Origin of the sequence: Bacteroides ihuae, from assembly GCF_900104585.1 — a bacterium.
GTDB lineage: Bacteria > Bacteroidota > Bacteroidia > Bacteroidales > Bacteroidaceae > Bacteroides > Bacteroides ihuae.
This window is the reverse complement of the sequence record NZ_FNVX01000006.1, coordinates 1,041,769-1,058,579: the sequence shown is the minus strand read 5'-3', so window position 1 is coordinate 1,058,579 and position 16,811 is coordinate 1,041,769. Positions and strand designations below refer to the sequence as shown.

At 39.5% G+C, this 16,811-nt stretch carries 20 protein-coding genes and 1 tRNA gene; 3 read left to right on the top strand and 18 right to left on the bottom strand.

Features of this window, described 5'->3' with window-relative positions:
* Positions 1-205: 205 nt before the first annotated feature.
* The 16 genes from BQ5338_RS15000 to BQ5338_RS14930 form a co-directional block, all read right to left on the bottom strand.
* Positions 206-276 (bottom strand) — tRNA-Gln (locus tag BQ5338_RS15000).
* Between the two features lie 79 nt (positions 277-355).
* Positions 356-1,648, bottom strand: coding sequence for a tyrosine--tRNA ligase (gene tyrS / locus BQ5338_RS14995; RefSeq protein WP_071147588.1), 1,293 nt, complete (start codon positions 1,646-1,648; stop codon positions 356-358).
* 108 nt (positions 1,649-1,756) lie between these two features.
* Entirely contained in the window at positions 1,757-2,392 is a 636-nt protein-coding gene (locus BQ5338_RS14990) for a TatD family hydrolase (RefSeq protein WP_071147587.1), read from the bottom strand.
* A gap of 5 nt (positions 2,393-2,397) precedes the next feature.
* The gene (yidD, locus tag BQ5338_RS16575) at positions 2,398-2,619 is read right to left on the bottom strand and encodes a membrane protein insertion efficiency factor YidD (RefSeq protein WP_078063510.1); all 222 of its coding nucleotides are present in this window, start codon (positions 2,617-2,619) and stop codon (positions 2,398-2,400) included.
* Positions 2,616-3,005, bottom strand: coding sequence for a ribonuclease P protein component (rnpA, locus tag BQ5338_RS14985; protein WP_071147586.1), 390 nt, complete (start codon positions 3,003-3,005; stop codon positions 2,616-2,618). The genes yidD and rnpA overlap by 4 nt, the downstream gene beginning before the upstream one ends.
* Before the next feature lie 91 nt (positions 3,006-3,096).
* Complete coding sequence (locus tag BQ5338_RS14980; RefSeq protein WP_071147585.1) at positions 3,097-3,852, bottom strand: uroporphyrinogen-III synthase; 756 nt, start codon at positions 3,850-3,852, stop codon at positions 3,097-3,099.
* Between the two features lie 4 nt (positions 3,853-3,856).
* Positions 3,857-4,684: a DUF4271 domain-containing protein gene (locus tag BQ5338_RS14975; RefSeq protein WP_078063533.1), complete on the bottom strand. Its 828-nt coding sequence runs from the start codon at positions 4,682-4,684 to the stop codon at positions 3,857-3,859.
* A 47-nt stretch (positions 4,685-4,731) separates the two neighbouring features.
* On the bottom strand, positions 4,732-5,319 hold the full coding sequence (locus BQ5338_RS14970) for an LOG family protein (RefSeq protein ID WP_071147924.1): 588 nt from the start codon (positions 5,317-5,319) through the stop codon (positions 4,732-4,734).
* Between the two features lie 149 nt (positions 5,320-5,468).
* Positions 5,469-6,761, bottom strand: coding sequence for a methionine adenosyltransferase (gene metK, locus BQ5338_RS14965; RefSeq protein ID WP_071147584.1), 1,293 nt, complete (start codon positions 6,759-6,761; stop codon positions 5,469-5,471).
* A gap of 194 nt (positions 6,762-6,955) precedes the next feature.
* Entirely contained in the window at positions 6,956-7,432 is a 477-nt protein-coding gene (folK, locus tag BQ5338_RS14960; RefSeq protein ID WP_071147583.1) for a 2-amino-4-hydroxy-6-hydroxymethyldihydropteridine diphosphokinase, read from the bottom strand.
* Between the two features lie 9 nt (positions 7,433-7,441).
* The gene (queA, locus tag BQ5338_RS14955; protein ID WP_071147582.1) at positions 7,442-8,500 is read right to left on the bottom strand and encodes a tRNA preQ1(34) S-adenosylmethionine ribosyltransferase-isomerase QueA; all 1,059 of its coding nucleotides are present in this window, start codon (positions 8,498-8,500) and stop codon (positions 7,442-7,444) included.
* Between the two features lie 20 nt (positions 8,501-8,520).
* Positions 8,521-9,222 (bottom strand): tRNA pseudouridine(55) synthase TruB, encoded by a 702-nt coding sequence (truB, locus tag BQ5338_RS14950; RefSeq protein ID WP_071147581.1) that lies wholly within the window; start codon positions 9,220-9,222, stop codon positions 8,521-8,523.
* Positions 9,222-10,112: an undecaprenyl-diphosphate phosphatase gene (locus BQ5338_RS14945; protein WP_071147580.1), complete on the bottom strand. Its 891-nt coding sequence runs from the start codon at positions 10,110-10,112 to the stop codon at positions 9,222-9,224. The genes truB and BQ5338_RS14945 overlap by 1 nt, the downstream gene beginning before the upstream one ends.
* 3 nt (positions 10,113-10,115) lie before the next feature.
* Positions 10,116-10,349 (bottom strand): DUF3098 domain-containing protein, encoded by a 234-nt coding sequence (locus BQ5338_RS14940; RefSeq protein ID WP_071147579.1) that lies wholly within the window; start codon positions 10,347-10,349, stop codon positions 10,116-10,118.
* 26 nt (positions 10,350-10,375) lie between these two features.
* Positions 10,376-11,257: a cell division protein FtsX gene (locus tag BQ5338_RS14935; RefSeq protein WP_071147578.1), complete on the bottom strand. Its 882-nt coding sequence runs from the start codon at positions 11,255-11,257 to the stop codon at positions 10,376-10,378.
* Positions 11,257-12,156 (bottom strand): class I SAM-dependent methyltransferase, encoded by a 900-nt coding sequence (locus BQ5338_RS14930; RefSeq protein WP_071147577.1) that lies wholly within the window; start codon positions 12,154-12,156, stop codon positions 11,257-11,259. The genes BQ5338_RS14935 and BQ5338_RS14930 overlap by 1 nt, the downstream gene beginning before the upstream one ends.
* A gap of 187 nt (positions 12,157-12,343) precedes the next feature.
* Between BQ5338_RS14930 and BQ5338_RS14925 the strand changes: the two genes are divergently transcribed.
* Positions 12,344-12,535 (top strand): PspC domain-containing protein, encoded by a 192-nt coding sequence (locus BQ5338_RS14925; protein WP_071147576.1) that lies wholly within the window; start codon positions 12,344-12,346, stop codon positions 12,533-12,535.
* A gap of 167 nt (positions 12,536-12,702) precedes the next feature.
* Here the strand turns inward: BQ5338_RS14925 and miaB are convergent, their stop codons facing one another.
* Positions 12,703-14,070, bottom strand: a complete 1,368-nt coding sequence (miaB, locus tag BQ5338_RS14920; RefSeq protein ID WP_071147575.1) for a tRNA (N6-isopentenyl adenosine(37)-C2)-methylthiotransferase MiaB — start codon at positions 14,068-14,070, stop codon at positions 12,703-12,705.
* Positions 14,071-14,570: 500 nt separating this feature from the next.
* Here miaB and BQ5338_RS14915 point away from each other — a divergent pair, with 500 nt between their 5' ends.
* Positions 14,571-15,758 (top strand): IS256 family transposase, encoded by a 1,188-nt coding sequence (locus BQ5338_RS14915; protein WP_205409935.1) that lies wholly within the window; start codon positions 14,571-14,573, stop codon positions 15,756-15,758.
* Positions 15,759-15,845: 87 nt separating this feature from the next.
* Here the strand turns inward: BQ5338_RS14915 and BQ5338_RS14910 are convergent, their stop codons facing one another.
* The gene (locus BQ5338_RS14910; RefSeq protein ID WP_139265269.1) at positions 15,846-16,082 is read right to left on the bottom strand and encodes a hypothetical protein; all 237 of its coding nucleotides are present in this window, start codon (positions 16,080-16,082) and stop codon (positions 15,846-15,848) included.
* A gap of 288 nt (positions 16,083-16,370) precedes the next feature.
* On the opposite strand from BQ5338_RS14910, the gene BQ5338_RS14905 reads away from it, so the two are divergent.
* The gene (locus tag BQ5338_RS14905; protein ID WP_071147573.1) at positions 16,371-16,790 is read left to right on the top strand and encodes a hypothetical protein; all 420 of its coding nucleotides are present in this window, start codon (positions 16,371-16,373) and stop codon (positions 16,788-16,790) included.
* Positions 16,791-16,811: the final 21 nt, after the last annotated feature.

Genomic DNA, 16,811 nt, shown 5'->3' with positions numbered 1-16,811 from the left:
ATTAAACCTTTTAAGTAAAATATATAATGCGTAAGCCCTGCTAATTTACGTAAACTCTATTAAAACATCGGGATGTTCTTACTGAAAACATCCCGATATTCTTGTCTTTTCATTCGTAACAAACTTATTACCCAGAAGGAAAGAGGTTTGAAGCAATAAAAAAAGCGTCTCAACTATCTTTTATCGATAATTGAGACGCTTTACGTTGTCCTACGAAGATTCGAACTTCGACAAACAGAACCAAAAACTGTTGTGCTACCATTACACCATAGGACAAGCTCAGATGCTTTCTTTTAAAAAGCGATGCAAAGATAGTGGTATACGGCTAAACATCCAAATATTTAGCCGTATTTTTTCACTTTGCGATGATAAGGAAATAGTTTTTCTTCCCTCGTTGAACCAACAAATACTTTCCATCAAGCAGCTCTGATGTTCCTATGAGCTGATCAAAAACAGCTAATTTCTCTTTATTCACAGAAACGCCACCCCCTTGAACCAATTTACGCATTTCACCTTTTGAAGCAAAAACGGGAGCATGATCTGTAAACAGATCGACTGCTTTAAGACCTTCACCCAAAGCTTCTTTGGAAACCTCAAATTGAGGAACACCTTCAAAAACAGCAAGCAAAGTAGCTTCATCAAGCTTCTTCAATGCAGCCGAAGTTCCATTGCCAAAAAGAATTTCAGAAGCCTCTACCGCGGCATTATATTCCTCTTCTGAGTGTACCATGATGGTAACTTCCTTTGCTAAGCGCTTTTGAAGTACACGCAAGTGAGGAGCCTCAGCGTGCTCTGCTGTAAGGCGGTCTATTTCTTCTTTCGTCAGAGAAGTAAAGATCTTGATGTAACGAGCTGCATCATCATCACTAACGTTCAGCCAGAATTGGAAGAATTTGTAAGGTGACGTATATTTTGCATCGAGCCACACATTGCCCGACTCTGTCTTTCCAAATTTACCGCCATCTGCCTTCGTTATAAGCGGGCAGGTCAAGGCAAAAGCTTCACCACCATTGGTGCGACGAATCAGCTCACTACCGGTCGTGATGTTTCCCCATTGGTCCGAACCACCCATTTGCAGTTTACAGCCTTTTGTTTCATATAAATGAAGAAAGTCATAGCCTTGTAACAATTGATAGGTGAATTCGGTGAACGACAATCCGTCGCGAGACTCTCCGTTCAAACGTTTCTTTACTGAATCTTTTGCCATCATATAGTTCACAGTAATGTGTTTACCTACTTCACGTGCAAAGTCTAGGAAGGAAAAATTCTTCATCCAGTCGTAGTTGTTCACCAGTTCGGCTTTGTTAGAAGCATCCGATTCAAAATCAAGGAACTTAGCCAATTGTTCTTTTATACACGCTTGATTATGACGCAACGTTTCTTCATCCAAAAGATTCCTCTCTGCAGATTTACCCGAAGGATCTCCGATCATTCCAGTTGCTCCACCAATAAGAGCCAATGGCTTATGCCCGCAACGTTGGAAGTGCCTCAACATCATCACGCCGCACAAATGCCCAATGTGTAACGAGTCAGCTGTAGGATCAATACCTAAGTAAGCAGTTACTTGCTCTTTAGCCAACAATTCTTCCGTGCCGGGCATCATTGTATGCACCATTCCACGCCATTTTAATTCCTCTACAAAATTCATCGAATGATAATCTATTTTATTTATATGCGGACAAAAGTACGATTCTTTATTTGAACAAACAACTCTTACAGCCTAAAAAGGCACCATTTGAGAAGCAAAAGAAGCGATTCAACGACCCCAGAAGATCGCATTGATATTTTGCTGAATCTGTATACTGAAGTTCTCTACAGGAAGAGAGTGGATAAGTGCAGCTTGTTCATAAAGCAAACTTATCTCGATAGCGCTTTCGTCTGTTTCCAAAAGCAATCGGTCAATGGGAACGATACGGAGCACATCATCCTGATATCTTTCACCAAAAGAGAGGAAGATGTCATGGCGAATGTATTGCAAAGCTTGCTCTTTCTTCCCACGAAAACCATGAATAATCCAAGGCATATGAGGTTGAATTTTCTTTTTCAACTCAATAATTTCGTTAGCAGCACGGACACAGTGAATGATTAAGGGCAATTCCATTACTTCCGACAGTTCTATTTGTCGCTTAAAAACATCCATTTGCAAGTCAAAAGGCACATCAACAGCTTTATCCAAACCCGCTTCTCCTATAGCAAGCACATTCGGATGATGAGCAGCAAGCATAAGCCAATCCCATTTTTGTTGAATATTATCAGCAGTAAGATGCCATGGATGTATCCCTACCGAACAATATGTCGGGAGTTCTACCACAAGCATCTCAGGGGAATAATTGAAAATAGCCTGTTCAGGATGAAGCGGCAAGTGATGAGTATGTATATCCAGTAATTGCATAATGATTAGGGAACCGGATCATAACCGGAGCCACCCCAAGGATGACAGCGAAGAACCCTTCTAATCGTTAGGTAGAGACCATAGAATGGGCCGTGCTTTTTGATCGCCTCAATTGCATATTGAGAACAAGTAGGCGTAAATCGACATGAAGGAGGCTTCATAGGAGAGATACACAAACGATAGAAGTAAATAGGAAGAAGTAATAAATAAGAAAGTAAGCGTTTCATGCTATTTTTTCGGCTATACGAACAAGTAACGAGTTTAATTTCTCTTCAACTTCGGCGGATGAAATCAATTCATTCGACAAATAGATAACAGCAATCATCAGGTTTTGTTCCTTTTCTTCGAGCAAATTTAGCAAAGGATGCTTATTCTTCCGGTATGCTTCACGTATCTGCCGTTTAATGCGGTTACGTTTCACGGCCCGCTTGAAACGCTTCTTGGGGACACTTATCAAAAGAGAAGCACCAGCAGCTCCCTCTTTTTTCGCTGTTTGCATAAACACCACACGCAACGGAAAGAGAGAAAAAGACTTAGCACTCCCTGAAAACAACTTTTCAATTGCTATTTTACTATTTAACCGTTCCGACTTAGATAATGTGTTTACACCCATAAATAATGATTAACGGCCACCGATAAATTTCAGGAGCCAGTGTAGAAATACTTTAGACTATCCTCCTGATGATTTATCGGTGGCCGTTTTTTTACTTAGCTCCCTTGTTGGTTTCTTTAATAAACATCTCAAGAGCAGCAGTCATAGAAGGCGCTTGTACACTTGGAGCCTCCAAGTCCAAACGAAAACCAGCATCACGCACAGCCTGAGCAGTAGTAGATCCAAAGGTCCCTATTCTTATTTCTTTTTGATCAAAATCGGGAAAGTTCTTTTTTAATGAGGAAACACCAGAAGGGCTAAAGAACAACAACATATCATAATCAAACTCTTCTCCATTCACAAAATCATTGCTCACCGTACGATACATTACTGCCTCAGTATGGTTAATTTTATTCTTATCCAGCAAGTTTTTTATTTCATCGGAATGCACATCAGACATCGGAACAAAATATTTCTCTGAATTATGCTTCATAATAGAAGGCATCAAATCTTCTATTCTCCCAGTATTTCCAAAGAAAATCTTTCTCTTACGATATTGTATATATTTCTGGATATAGAGAGCTACCGATTCCGTCATACAGAAATATTTCATGGCTTCGGGAATAGCAACACGCATCTCTGTACACAAAAGGAAGAAATGATCTATCGCGTGACGAGACGTAAAGATTACGGCAGTATGATCTAGGATAGTCACTTTCTGCTGCCTAAATTCTTTAGCAGAAAGGCTCTCTACCTTAATAAATGGGCGGAAGTCTATCTTTATCCCATACTTCTCTGCAATATCGTAATAAGGAGATTTCTCTGAAGCAGGCTTCGGCTGCGACACAAGTACTTTCTTAATTTTCAACGTCCTAAAATTTTATTAACAATAAGTTATTAATTTGAACTAATCCCTGATAAGCTATAAGACAGGGCAGAATTTCAAGCGCACAAAAGTACAAAATTAAAAGGAGAAGGCCATAAACATTATTAAAAAAAAGCTTTATCCACTTATAGAATATCAATATTTTAGTGGAAATTATCAAACCTAAACTTATTGAGACAAAAAAAGCCAGATCCAAATCAAAATAAATTAGGAATAAGGCGAAAAAGAACAGGACAAATCCCGTATAATAAATGATTGTAGAATAAGAAGACATCCATAAACCTGTTCGATATTTATCAAAAAACACCCAACCCAAAAATGAATAAAAAAACCATTTTATCAACAAATATAACAAGCAAGCTCCAATATAAACAGACAGTAATATATAGGGCGAAAGATGCTCGGTTAACGATGGACGTACAGTGATAAAATAGTCAAAAAGGCAAAGGCCAGAGAGAACACCTGTTTGCAGAGCGAGCGAAAGCAAATGCCGTACATCTGCCGCAGTAGAAGTTGCAAAGATACTAGTCCTGCCACGATGAAGAATAAAGTCTTTGATCTGCTGAGCAAGAAATTTCTTACTGCGCGCCAGCACATAAGCTGAGACGAAAAAACAAAGGAGAAGGATTGCTGCTATTGCATCATCTCTCTTAGGAGTATACGGAATAGACACACCTTCAAATCCGGATGCAAATTCACGCATTGAATGATAAGGGGTAAGCTCTATGGAATCAGCCGAAACAAATGGTTCTTTATAAAAGAGCCCTATCGTATCAACTCTGGCGGTATCAACTTGCAACGTATCAATCGCCATGCCAGTAACGATTTGCACCGTGTCCACCTGTAAAGAATCTGCTTGATTCATATTGAAGCTAATTTTCGAATAGAAGCATCCCATATTGGCATATCAAAAATCAAATTTAAAGCCTTTTCGGGGGTAGTTGCCACACTCCAGATAGCACCGTGCTGAGAACGCATAAAGTTCTCTTCGATAGCTTTATCGAGCATAGCAAGAAGGGGATCATAGAATCCGTTTATATTCAAGATCACAATAGGGTTAAGATATAACCCTAATTGCTTCCAGGTGATGATTTCAAGCAATTCTTCAAGCGTTCCACAGCCGCCCGGCAAAGCTATGACAGCATCGCTAAGATCGGCCATCAACTGTTTACGTTCGTGCATGCTCTCCACTGTAATAAGTTCCGTTAAACCAGTATGATGCCAACCTTGCTCAACCATAAATTCAGGAATAACACCTGTCACCCTACCTCCAGCCAACAAAGTGGCATCGGCCACCGAACGCATCAAACCGAGATTTCCCGCACCATTAATTAAGCGAATTTGTTTTTCGGCTAACAAGCATCCCAATTGTTCAGCCACCTGAAAATAGACAGAATCTATCTTAGTACTCGAAGCGCTATAGACACATACAGAGGTTATTTCATTCATCATCATGCACATTTACGTATTCTGCATGCAAAAGTACTGAAACTTTATGTATTTCCACAAACAAAACGACGGAAGGTCGCCCATGCTGTTGCATAAAACAACAGGCAGAACAACCTTCCTATAAATAAATAGCTGTAAAGCTACGCTGATTACAATCCAAATGCGGCTTTCACCTTGTCTACATAGTCTAATTTCTCCCACGTAAACAACTCTACTTCCAGCACCTTATCTGAAAGATAACGAGAATGGAAATGCTTAGTGACCACCTGAGGCTCACGCCCCATATGTCCATAAGCAGCCGTCTCACTATAAATAGGATAACGGAGTTTCAATCTGTCTTCAATAGCTTTAGGACGAAGATCAAACAGCTGATCTATCTTCTTCGCTATTTCTCCATCAGTCAAACTCACACGACTACGGCCATAAGTATTGACATAAATATTAATCGGTTTGGCAACACCGATAGCATACGATACCTGTACCAGCATCTCATCAGCCACACCGGCAGCCACCAAATTCTTGGCAATATGACGGGCAGCATAAGCCGCACTACGATCTACCTTGCTCGGATCTTTACCCGAGAAAGCACCACCACCATGAGCACCTTTACCACCATACGTATCAACAATGATTTTACGACCAGTTAGCCCGGTATCTCCGTGTGGTCCACCAATTACAAATTTCCCTGTAGGGTTAACGTGATAAGTGATGTCACCATCAAACAATGCCAGAATATCGGAATGGCCTATAGAAGCTATCACACGAGGCATCAATATACCTATCACGTCTTTCCGTATGATCGCTAACATCTCTTCGTCTGCTTTCAACTGAGCCGCAACCGAATCATCGGCAGGCTTTACAAAGTCATCGTGCTGAGTAGAAACTACGATAGTATCAATACGAACAGGTTCACCATTATCATTATATTCGATAGTCACTTGACTCTTAGCATCAGGACGAAGATAGGTCATTTCTTTTTCTTCTCGACGGATTTCGGCCAAAGCCAAAAGTATTCTATGAGCCAGATCAAGTGATAATGGCATATAGTTCTCCGTTTCATTGGTAGCATAACCAAACATCATTCCTTGATCGCCAGCTCCCTGATTCATGGGATCTTCGCGCTCAACGCCACGATTAATATCAGCACTCTGCTCATGAATAGCAGAAAATACACCACATGAATTTCCCTCAAACATATATTCACCTTTAGTATAGCCAATGCGTTTGATCACATTTCTGGCTACCTCCTGCAGGTCTACATATGCTTCGGATTTCACCTCTCCCGCTAGTACCACCTGTCCGGTAGTAACTAAGGTTTCGCAAGCTACTTTAGAGCTGGGGTCGTAAGCCAACAACTCGTCAAGTACAGCGTCCGATATTTGATCGGCCACTTTGTCGGGGTGTCCTTCAGACACCGATTCGGATGTGAATAAATATCCCATAATCAAATTATGAATAGTGATTTATAAACTTAGAATGTGAGACAAGAAGAGTAGTGATGCGAGACAGACGAGAATGTTTGTTTTAGCATTTTTTTCTGTGGTTGCAAGCTACTCAAATCTTTCCACATTTCATTTCTGAGGACAAAGATAAGGATTCTTGAGAAAAGAAACAGTATTCTTGCAATATAAATATTTTATTTTTTAGGAAAAGAAAGAAGCTGAAGCAAGGTTTTCATCGTTTTATGTAAGAACGGATGCAGCAGATTTGGGGCAATTTCAGCCAATGGCTCCATCACAAAAAGCCGCTGAGTCATCAAAGGATGAGGAAGAACAAGCTCATCAGTGTTTAATAGCAAATCATCATAAAGTAACAAATCAATATCAATTAGACGGTCAGAATAGATACCGCCAACCGACTTATGGGTACGCCCCATCTGTAGTTCAATCTTCTTTGTTTCAAGCAAAACAGAGATGGGAGAGAAGGATGTTTCCACACAGATAGCCGCATTAAGAAAAGAGTTTTCAGAATCGAATCCCCAGGGAGTAGTCACATAAAAAGCGGACAAGGAGATTATTTTCCCTATCCGCTCTTCTATCTCTTCAATTGCATTGCGAAGATTTTGTTCCTTATCACCTAAATTAGTGCCTAGACCCAAATATACTTTCGCCATTCTTTCTATTTATTTATCCAGAATCAGCATGGCATCGCCATATGTACCGAAACGATAGTCCTCCTTCAAAGCCACCTGGTATGCATCCATCACCTGATCATAGCCACCAAATGCTGCTGTAATCATCAACAAAGTAGAGAGTGGCATGTGGAAATTGGATATCATGCTATTGGCCACAGTAAAGTCATAAGGAGGGAAAATGAATTTATTCGTCCATCCTTCAAATAGTTTTAAATGACCATCTGTACTTACCGCGCTTTCAATAGCACGCATCACTGTCGTTCCTACTGCACAGACATTATGTCCGTCATCTTTCGCATTGTTAACGATATTAAGCGCTTCTTCCGTAACAAACATCTGCTCTGAATCCATTTTATGCTTGGTTAAATCCTCCACGTCAATATCGCGAAAGTTTCCTAATCCTGCGTGCATGGTGACAAAAGCAAAATCGATGCCTTTAATTTCCAAACGCTTCATCAGTTCACGGCTAAAATGCAAATTGGCAGTAGGTGCCGTAACAGCGCCTTCGTTTTTAGCAAAAATAGACTGAAAGCGCTCAGCATCTTCTTCTTCAACAGGACGTTTAATGATACTATGAGGCAGGGGAGTTTCGCCCAAGGCATATAACGATTTCTTAAACTCATCATGAGGACCGTCATAGAGAAAACGAAGCGTCCGACCACGTGAAGTAGTGTTGTCAATTACCTCAGCAACCATCGAATCATCATCTCCGAAATAAAGCTTATTTCCAATACGTATCTTACGAGCCGGATCAACCAACACATCCCACAATCGAAGCTCAGAATTCAATTCACGCAGCAAAAAGACCTCAATCTTCGCACCGGTTTTTTCCTTATTTCCATACAAGCGAGCAGGAAACACCTTCGTATCATTGAAGATAAAGACATCCTTATCATCAAAGTAACCCAGGATGTCCTTGAACGTTTTATGTTCTATCTCTCCTGTGTTTTTATGTAGCACCATTAGGCGCGACTCATCTCTGTACTTTGCCGGATGCAAAGCAATCTTCTCTTCGGGTAGCTTAAATCTAAATTGCGACAGTTTCATATTATAGGCTGTTTATTCATTTAATTCTCTTCTTCAATACTCTGGTGATCAAGCCACTCAGGAAAATTATCAGGACTGAGGCAGTGAGCTAATGTCACATCCCCCACTCTAGTACGTATCAACCCGATCAAATGAGCTCCACTTTTTAAGGCTTCGCCTATATCTCGTGCCAAGGCACGAATATAGGTACCTTTGCTACAAACAACACGAATCTTTATCTCGGGCAAGTTACATTCGAGCAACTCTATCTCATCTATAACAAGTGTCTTCGGTTTCAGTTCTACTTCTTTGCCTTTTCTTGCAAGATCATATGCGCGAGTACCATCAACCTTACAAGCTGAAAAGGCAGGCGGTACCTGTTGAATCTCTCCAATAAACCGATCTAACACCTCTTTCACCATTTCTTTAGTGATATGCTCCGTAGGATAAGTCGCGTCTATCTCTTTTTCAAGGTCGAACGAAGCAGTCGTAGCCCCTAACTGAATGGTAGCAATATATTCTTTGGTCTGATACTGAAACTCTTCGATTCTCTTAGTGGCCTTACCTGTACAAATAATCATTACCCCTGTAGCCAAAGGATCTAACGTCCCGGCATGACCAACTTTCAATTTCTTCATTTTCAATTTACGACTCAAGTGAAAACGTACTCGCGCTACGAGAGTAAAAGACGTCCACTGCAACGGTTTATTAAAATAAAGAACTTCTCCTTCTTTAAAATTCATCAAACAATTTCTAAGTTATGACCCAACAACAACATCACAAGAATCAACCCTCCAACAATAATACGGTAATAGCCAAAAGCCTTAAATCCGTATTTCGTTACAAAAGTGATAAAAAACTTTATGGCCAATAAAGCAACTATAAAAGCCACAACATTCCCGATAATCAGTGCAGACAAATTATCCATTAACACTTGACTACCACCATTCATAAATAACTTGAGTACCTTATAGCCAGTAGCGGCAAACATTGTTGGTACAGCTAAGAAAAAAGAAAATTCAGCAGCATCTTTACGAGTCATCTTTTGTGCCATACCACCCACAATAGTAGCCATTGAGCGTGAAACGCCCGGTATCATGGCAATGCATTGAAACAGACCGATACTAAATGCTTTTTTCTCCGTTAACTCTATATTTTCATCTCCTCTCGAGAATATTTTATCACAAAACAGCATGAAGATACCACCAAGTACAAGCATCACAGCGACCACTGCTACACTCTCGAGCATATCATCAATTTTATCGCTAAACAACAAACCAAAGAAAGCCGCCGGTATAAAAGCAACAATGAGCTTCCAATAAAAATCAAATTTGTATAAGAAACGTTTCGTATATATAGCACAGCGAGTTTCAAATGCTTTGCCAACTACTGCTTCAGGATCAAAAATACGACATTTTCTCAATTTGAAGAACCGTTTCCAATATAAACAAACCACAGAGAGAATGGCACCAAACTGAATGATAACTGTAAATGCCTTCACAAATTCGGTGCTCTGAACACCAAGCATGGCTTGCACAATAATCATGTGCCCGGTAGAAGAAACCGGAAGGAATTCTGTCAATCCTTCGACTATTGCTATAATGATAGTCTGCAGCGTAGTTAAGTCTCCCATATCTTACTCTTTCGTTTTAGGTTTGCGCAACACGGCATAGATCATAAACACAAAACCAAACAAGCAGACCACCGGCGCTACTTTTATTCGACGAACACTGAAGATATCCGGTTGAAAGACAGACTCTGTTGAAGATGGACCTGCCATCAATACAAAACCCAAAATAACAATCACCATACCGATAGCCAACAAAATAAAGTTTGTCTTATCGAAAGCGAACTTTTGTTTATCCACCATTTTATTTATTTTTTAAGTTTCCTATCTTAAATATAATATAGAGAGCTAGCCTTCATGCGCAAGTATTTATTAATAGAGAGATAAGCGCATAAGAATGTGATAATCACTCCAAAAGCTAAAACCGAAAGAGAGACCAATAACATCACATCGGGCGTAATCACACGAATCAATTCCGGTTCATAAGAGACTAGAGAATAGGCCGTACCCATCAAAATAGCGTCGGCAACAACAGCAGCCAACACACCACTCCAAATATTTCGAGTCAGAAAAGGTTTACGGATGAATCCCCAGCTTGCTCCAACCAACTTCATGGTATGAATAAGAAAACGCTTAGAGTAGATGGCTAAACGAATAGTATTGTTTATCAAAGCAAAAGAGATAAATGTAAGTACCACTGCCAATACCAGCAAAACTAAACTAATATTGCGTATATTTTCATTCACTGCGTCTATCAGATCTCTCTGATAAAGTACATCTTGTATATTCGTATTTCTTTTTATGATCTTCTCTATCTTAGCAATGCTATCCGAATTAGCATATCCAGAATGCAACTTGACCTCTATGGATGCAGTAAAAGGATTATATCCTAAAAACTCTTCAGGATTAGTGCCCATTGCTTCCGATTGCTCCTTTAGTGCCTGACTTTTTGAGATATAAACAGATTCTTTCACAAAAGGCTCTTCATTGAGATTTTTTTGCAATTTGATTATATCAGACTCCTTCATTTCATCATTGATAAGGATAGAGAAATTAATGTTTTCGCGCACATAGACGGACAGATTATTAGCCGCCAACACAAAAAAGACGACCAATCCAAGTAACAACAACACAAGCATAGTGCTGATACTTGAAGTAATAAACTGCATATCGAAATAGGAAACTGAATTATTTCTAACTTTACTCTTCATTATCGCTTCTTCCTGAATACATAAATCATTGAACTACTTCTCTCCTTTTTTGCCTGTGCACTAAGCCAAGCTAATGAACCAACCGCCACCCCTTTAAAAAAAGAAGAGGAATTACCACGATATTTTTCACTTAGCATTGACACATAAAAAGCATCAAAAGGCATTGGATGTCTGGCAGCAAGTATAAACCCGTGTTTTGCACCCCATTGTTGCATAGTAGCTGGAGTGAAATGCCATAAATGTCGAGGAACATCATAAGCAGCCCAATGTTCGGCATATTTATCGGCATCATAAGACGCGCAGTTCGGCACGGCAACAACAAGTACCCCCCTATCAGTCAGAAGTTCAAAAATGCGTTGCCAAGTTTCTCCCAAATGCTCTAGGTGCTCCATCACATGCCAAAGAGTTATCACGTCAAAGCTTCCTGATGGGAAATTATTCAATGCTCTTTCATCTTTTACATCCAACAAAAAATGCTCTTTTGCAAAAGTACGAGCAGAAGCATTCTTTTCAATCGCTTCCACTTCCCAGCCTCTCAATTGCATCGCATTGGCAAAATAGCCGGTCCCCGTACCAATATCAAGAATCTTTCCTGATCGTAAACGAGTCTCTTTTAGCACCAATTGAGCTTTTTTGTTCAACATGTGTCTCCGCACATAATGATAAATAAAGTTCATAGCTCCCTTCTTCGTGTCAGAATGAGAAATATAATCAGGCGTTTCATAATACTTTCCAATCTCACTTTCCAAGGGACATCCTTGCGTAAAAGTAAAGCTACAATCATCGCATCTGAATAATTCAAATTGTTCTCCGGAAGCATAAAAATCCGTACAAGTGATAAAGTGCTTTATATGTGAACCATCACAAAGCGGACAAGTATCTATAGTGAGTCTATTCATTGGTTTTATTACAAATTAGATCGCAACTCATACCAACAAGCTGCAATACGCCCGAATTTGGTGCAAATAAACAAATAAAAAGTGACGTAAAGGGTCTTTGTTAAGGTCTTTTAATATTATAATAAAGCGAGAGATAGGAAAATATCTATATATTTGTCAGAGTACCAAACTTATACATATTAAAATAATGAACAAAGCATTAACAAAATCCAACAACAAACAGATTGCTGGTGTATGCGGTGGATTAGCCGAGTATTTCGGATTCGATTATACCATAACCCGATTAGTTTATACCCTACTAACCTTCTTCACTGCATTTGCAGGCGTAATAATCTACATCGTCTTGTGGATTGCAATGCCTGAAGCTGAACGTAAATAACAAAGAGAGAACGTGAAAAGTGCCATAAGTATCCACAGACTAACAGGCCATACGGATTGCCTTAGTAAAGATCATTCTGATAATCAGTAATTCACTAAAAAAAAACCTGTACCATCCTGCCAATCTGTAGATTCTGTCTCTGAAGTAGTTTTGCTATTAACTAATTCTTAATCAATAACCTCTCCCTTAAGTGTGGCAGAGCTGGATTCATATATTTTCACGTTTACAAAATCACCTATTTTGTGGTTTCCTTTATTGAATACCACTACTTTATTTTGCTCGGTTTTGCCAAACAGTTGCTCGCGCGATCGCTTAGATACTCCCTCAACAAGCACTGTGTACGTTTGGCCGATACAACGGTTATTCGACTGAGCAGACAAACGACTCTGTAATGCTATAATCTCATTTAAGCGAGCCACTTTCACTTCTTCAGGAATATCATCGGACAAATGCTTTGAGGCATACGTTCCGGGACGTTCCGAATATTTAAACATAAACGCAGCGTCGTAACCACACTCTTCCATTAATGAAAGTGAAAGTTGATGATCTTCGTCCGTTTCGGAATGAAAACCACAAAAGAGATCGGTACTCAACCCGCAATTAGGTATAATTCGCTTAATAGCAGCTACACGGTCCAAATACCATTCACGCGTATATTTTCTATTCATCAATTTTAGTATACGTGAACTTCCGCTCTGCACAGGCAAGTGCACATGCTTACAAACATTAGGCACATCCGCTATGACTTGTAACGTTTCGTCGCACATATCCTTTGGATGCGAAGTACTAAAACGAATACGCATTCCGGGTGCGGCTTCGGCTACAATACGAAGCAATTTAGGGAATGTAATAATACCATCCTCCCTCTCAAAATGATAAGAGTCAACATTCTGACCAAGTAGGGTCAACTCCTTATAGCCTTTACCAACAAGATCATTCACTTCATTAAGAATGCTAGCTACATCACGACTGCGCTCCCGCCCGCGGGTATAAGGCACAATACAATACGTGCAAAAGTTGTTACAACCACGCATAATGGAAACAAATGCAGAGACATGATTACTACAGATACGAGAAGGCATTACGTCTTCATAAGTCTCCGTGGTAGATAACTCTACGTTAATCGCTTTTTCACCAACTTCTACAGCTGCCACCAAATCAGGCAAAGTCAGATAAGCATCTGGTCCAACCACCAAATCGACATGGTGCTCTTCGATTAACTTATCTTTCACACGCTCCGCCATACATCCCAGCACACCCACAATAAAGTTTTTCTTCTTCTTTTTTAAAGAATAAAAATGCTCCAAGCGATTCAGAATCTTTTGTTCCGCATTGTCGCGGATAGAACAGGTATTCATAAACACGGCATCAGCTTCATCAAGCGTTTCAGCCACGGAATAACCCGCCATCTGCATTACAGAGGCAACCACTTCACTATCGGCTACATTCATTTGACAGCCATAGGTCTCAATAAACAACTTCTTGTTGTCATCAGCAGTTGCAGATTTAAAGTCTGCTCCCGTCAATTCATTCATAATTTCTATTGTTTTAATTAAATTAGAGACTGCAAAGATACTGCTTCATGATCAAATAATATCGGATAACAACGCCAAAAAGAAAGCTTTCCTGTGGAAAGGAAATTGAATTCCGTTGGAGACTAAATATGAAAGAGGGATATTAGAGTACGTATATTTACACAAATATAAGCATAATAAGTACGAAATAATGCCTAATAAAAGTATATATAGAACAAAATAGATATCGACGAATAATAGACACTAAAAGGTAAAAACAGAAACCTAGCTAAAAACCTAGACATAACCAGTAGAGAAGAGAAAAGTATAGAAGAGCAGAGAATATCGGCTACGTCGATAGAAAAAGAAGAAGAAAAAGAGAGTATTAAAGGCACTATCCAATATATTATGTAAACTCTAGCTCGGGTCTTTAGATTCGAGTTATTTTTTTTATCTTTAAAAATAAAAATATGGATAGTGTTATGTCAAAACGAGAAAAGCGCCAGGCAGTTCCTGCCGAGATGCTCAGTAAAGAGTTCTTGAGTCAATTCAAGACAGAGGAAGATGTTAGTCAGTTTCTCAAAGATCTTCATTCTCAAGTATTGGAACAAATGCTTCAGGGTGAGATGGATGCCCATTTAGGTTATGACAAGCATAGTACTGATGGTTATAACAGTGGTAACTCTCGCAATGGAAGCTTTAGCAAGAAGATTCAGAGCGAGCATGGTGAGCATCTAATCGAAGTTCCTCGTGATCGCAAAGGAGAGTTTGAACCTATTGTAGTTCCCAAACATCAAAGTCGTGGTTTATCTATAGAACGCCTGGTTATCTCTCTTTATGCAAAGGGAATGAGCGTATCTGATATTGAGGATGAGTTACGAGACATTTATCAAATAAACCTCTCTACCAGTGCAATATCAATCATTACCAATAAAGTCACTCAGACTGCAATTGAATGGCAGAATCGCCCGCTAGAACGATTATATATGGTTGTTTGGATGGATGGCATCGTATTCAAGGTTAGAGAATCTGGGAAAGTGATAAACAAGACTGTTTATCTATGTGTGGGGCTTAATAACCGTGGCTACAAAGAAGTTCTTGGTATGTGGATCGGGAAGACTGAAAGTTCTTCTTTTTGGATGTCTGTTCTAACGGATCTCAAAGCACGTGGTGTGGAGGATATACTTATAACGGTAACTGACAACCTAAATGGCTTTACCGAAACCATACGTGCTGTATTTCCCCAATCCACAACTCAAATATGTGTGGTACATCAAATACGTAATTCATGTAGATATGTTGTATGGAAGGATTTAAAAGAGTTTACGGCTGATATGAAAGAGATTTATACCTCCGTCAATCGAGACCAAGCAGCCATCGCATTGGAAGAATTTGAGCGAAAATGGGGTGCTAAATATCGTCATGCCGTACAAAGTTGGCATCGCAACTGGAACGATCTGACTGCTTTCTTTGATTTTCCCATAGAGATACGTACTATCATTTATACAACCAATTTAATCGAAAATCTGAATGGCAAGATACGGAAATATACCAAAACAAAATTATCATTTCCTACTGACGATGCCCTCAGAAAGTCCGTTTGGTTGGCTATTAGTGAGATTGAAAAGAAATGGACGATGCCTATAAGAAATTGGGGTGTGGTTATGAATCAATTTTTAGTTATCTTTGAAAACAGAATCGAACTTTAGCACTCGACTAAAGCTCGAACCCGAACATAGTTTACACAGAATTATGGATAGTGCCGTATTAAATTACTGCCGACAACAATCTTATTCTCAATAATCATTTCGACAGTTCATTTCATTCGCTAGAGGAATAAAGCATCTACAACTTTTTTCATCGGCAGATTGAGCCGTTGCGCAACTATTTGTTTCGCAAGCTTTCCACCATTCATCCATCACACAAATGACAGTTGCACTTTCACTTAATGACGGTTGCATTTCAGCCCAGTCACGGTTACATTCTTCCAACATACAAGCATCTAAGCAAAGAAGCATCAGAGACAAGTTCATTTCACCCTATTCCTCCGTTCTATCAAGAGATAAAAAAGATTATTAGCAGCATTCAATATTACAGATTATAATTAATGTTAAGCAAAGTATCTCTTTTTGAAGATTTACTTGCAATATTTAATTCAAATTCACATATTTGTGAAATGAAAGAAACATTAGATTTTTTCATAGTTAAGGTTTAGGTTAAAAAAACTAAGGGGAGCTGTGAAGTTGCCCTTTTTTCATGCTAAAATGTTGGCTACTATCAGATTAAATGTCTACCTTTGGACAATAATTCAAATATAGAGTATGGGAGATCTCCTGCAATTTCTATTGATAGCGGGTGTTATTGGCATCGCAATAATCAGACAAGTCAGCAAAAACAAAGTTGAAAAGACTGATACAACTTCCCGTACGCCCTTTCCAGAAGGACAAGAACAAGAGAGTACAGAAACAACCCTTCCTGGAAATTGGGAGCAGTGGTTCCCTACTGAGATGAAAAATGAACAACCCCATGCGAAAGCAGTTATCATTAAGGCAAAGACTGACCTTCCTCAAAAGAAAGAAAAAAAGTTAAAAGAATCAGCCTATTCTCCTCTCGACAGAAAAAACAACCCAACACCGAACTCGTCTCCACCCGAAGCTGACAAACAAGATTTTGGCATTCACTCTGCAGAAGATGCACGCCGAGCCATCATCTGGTCGGAAATACTTGAACGAAAGTATTAGGAATCATTAAAACTTAAGAAA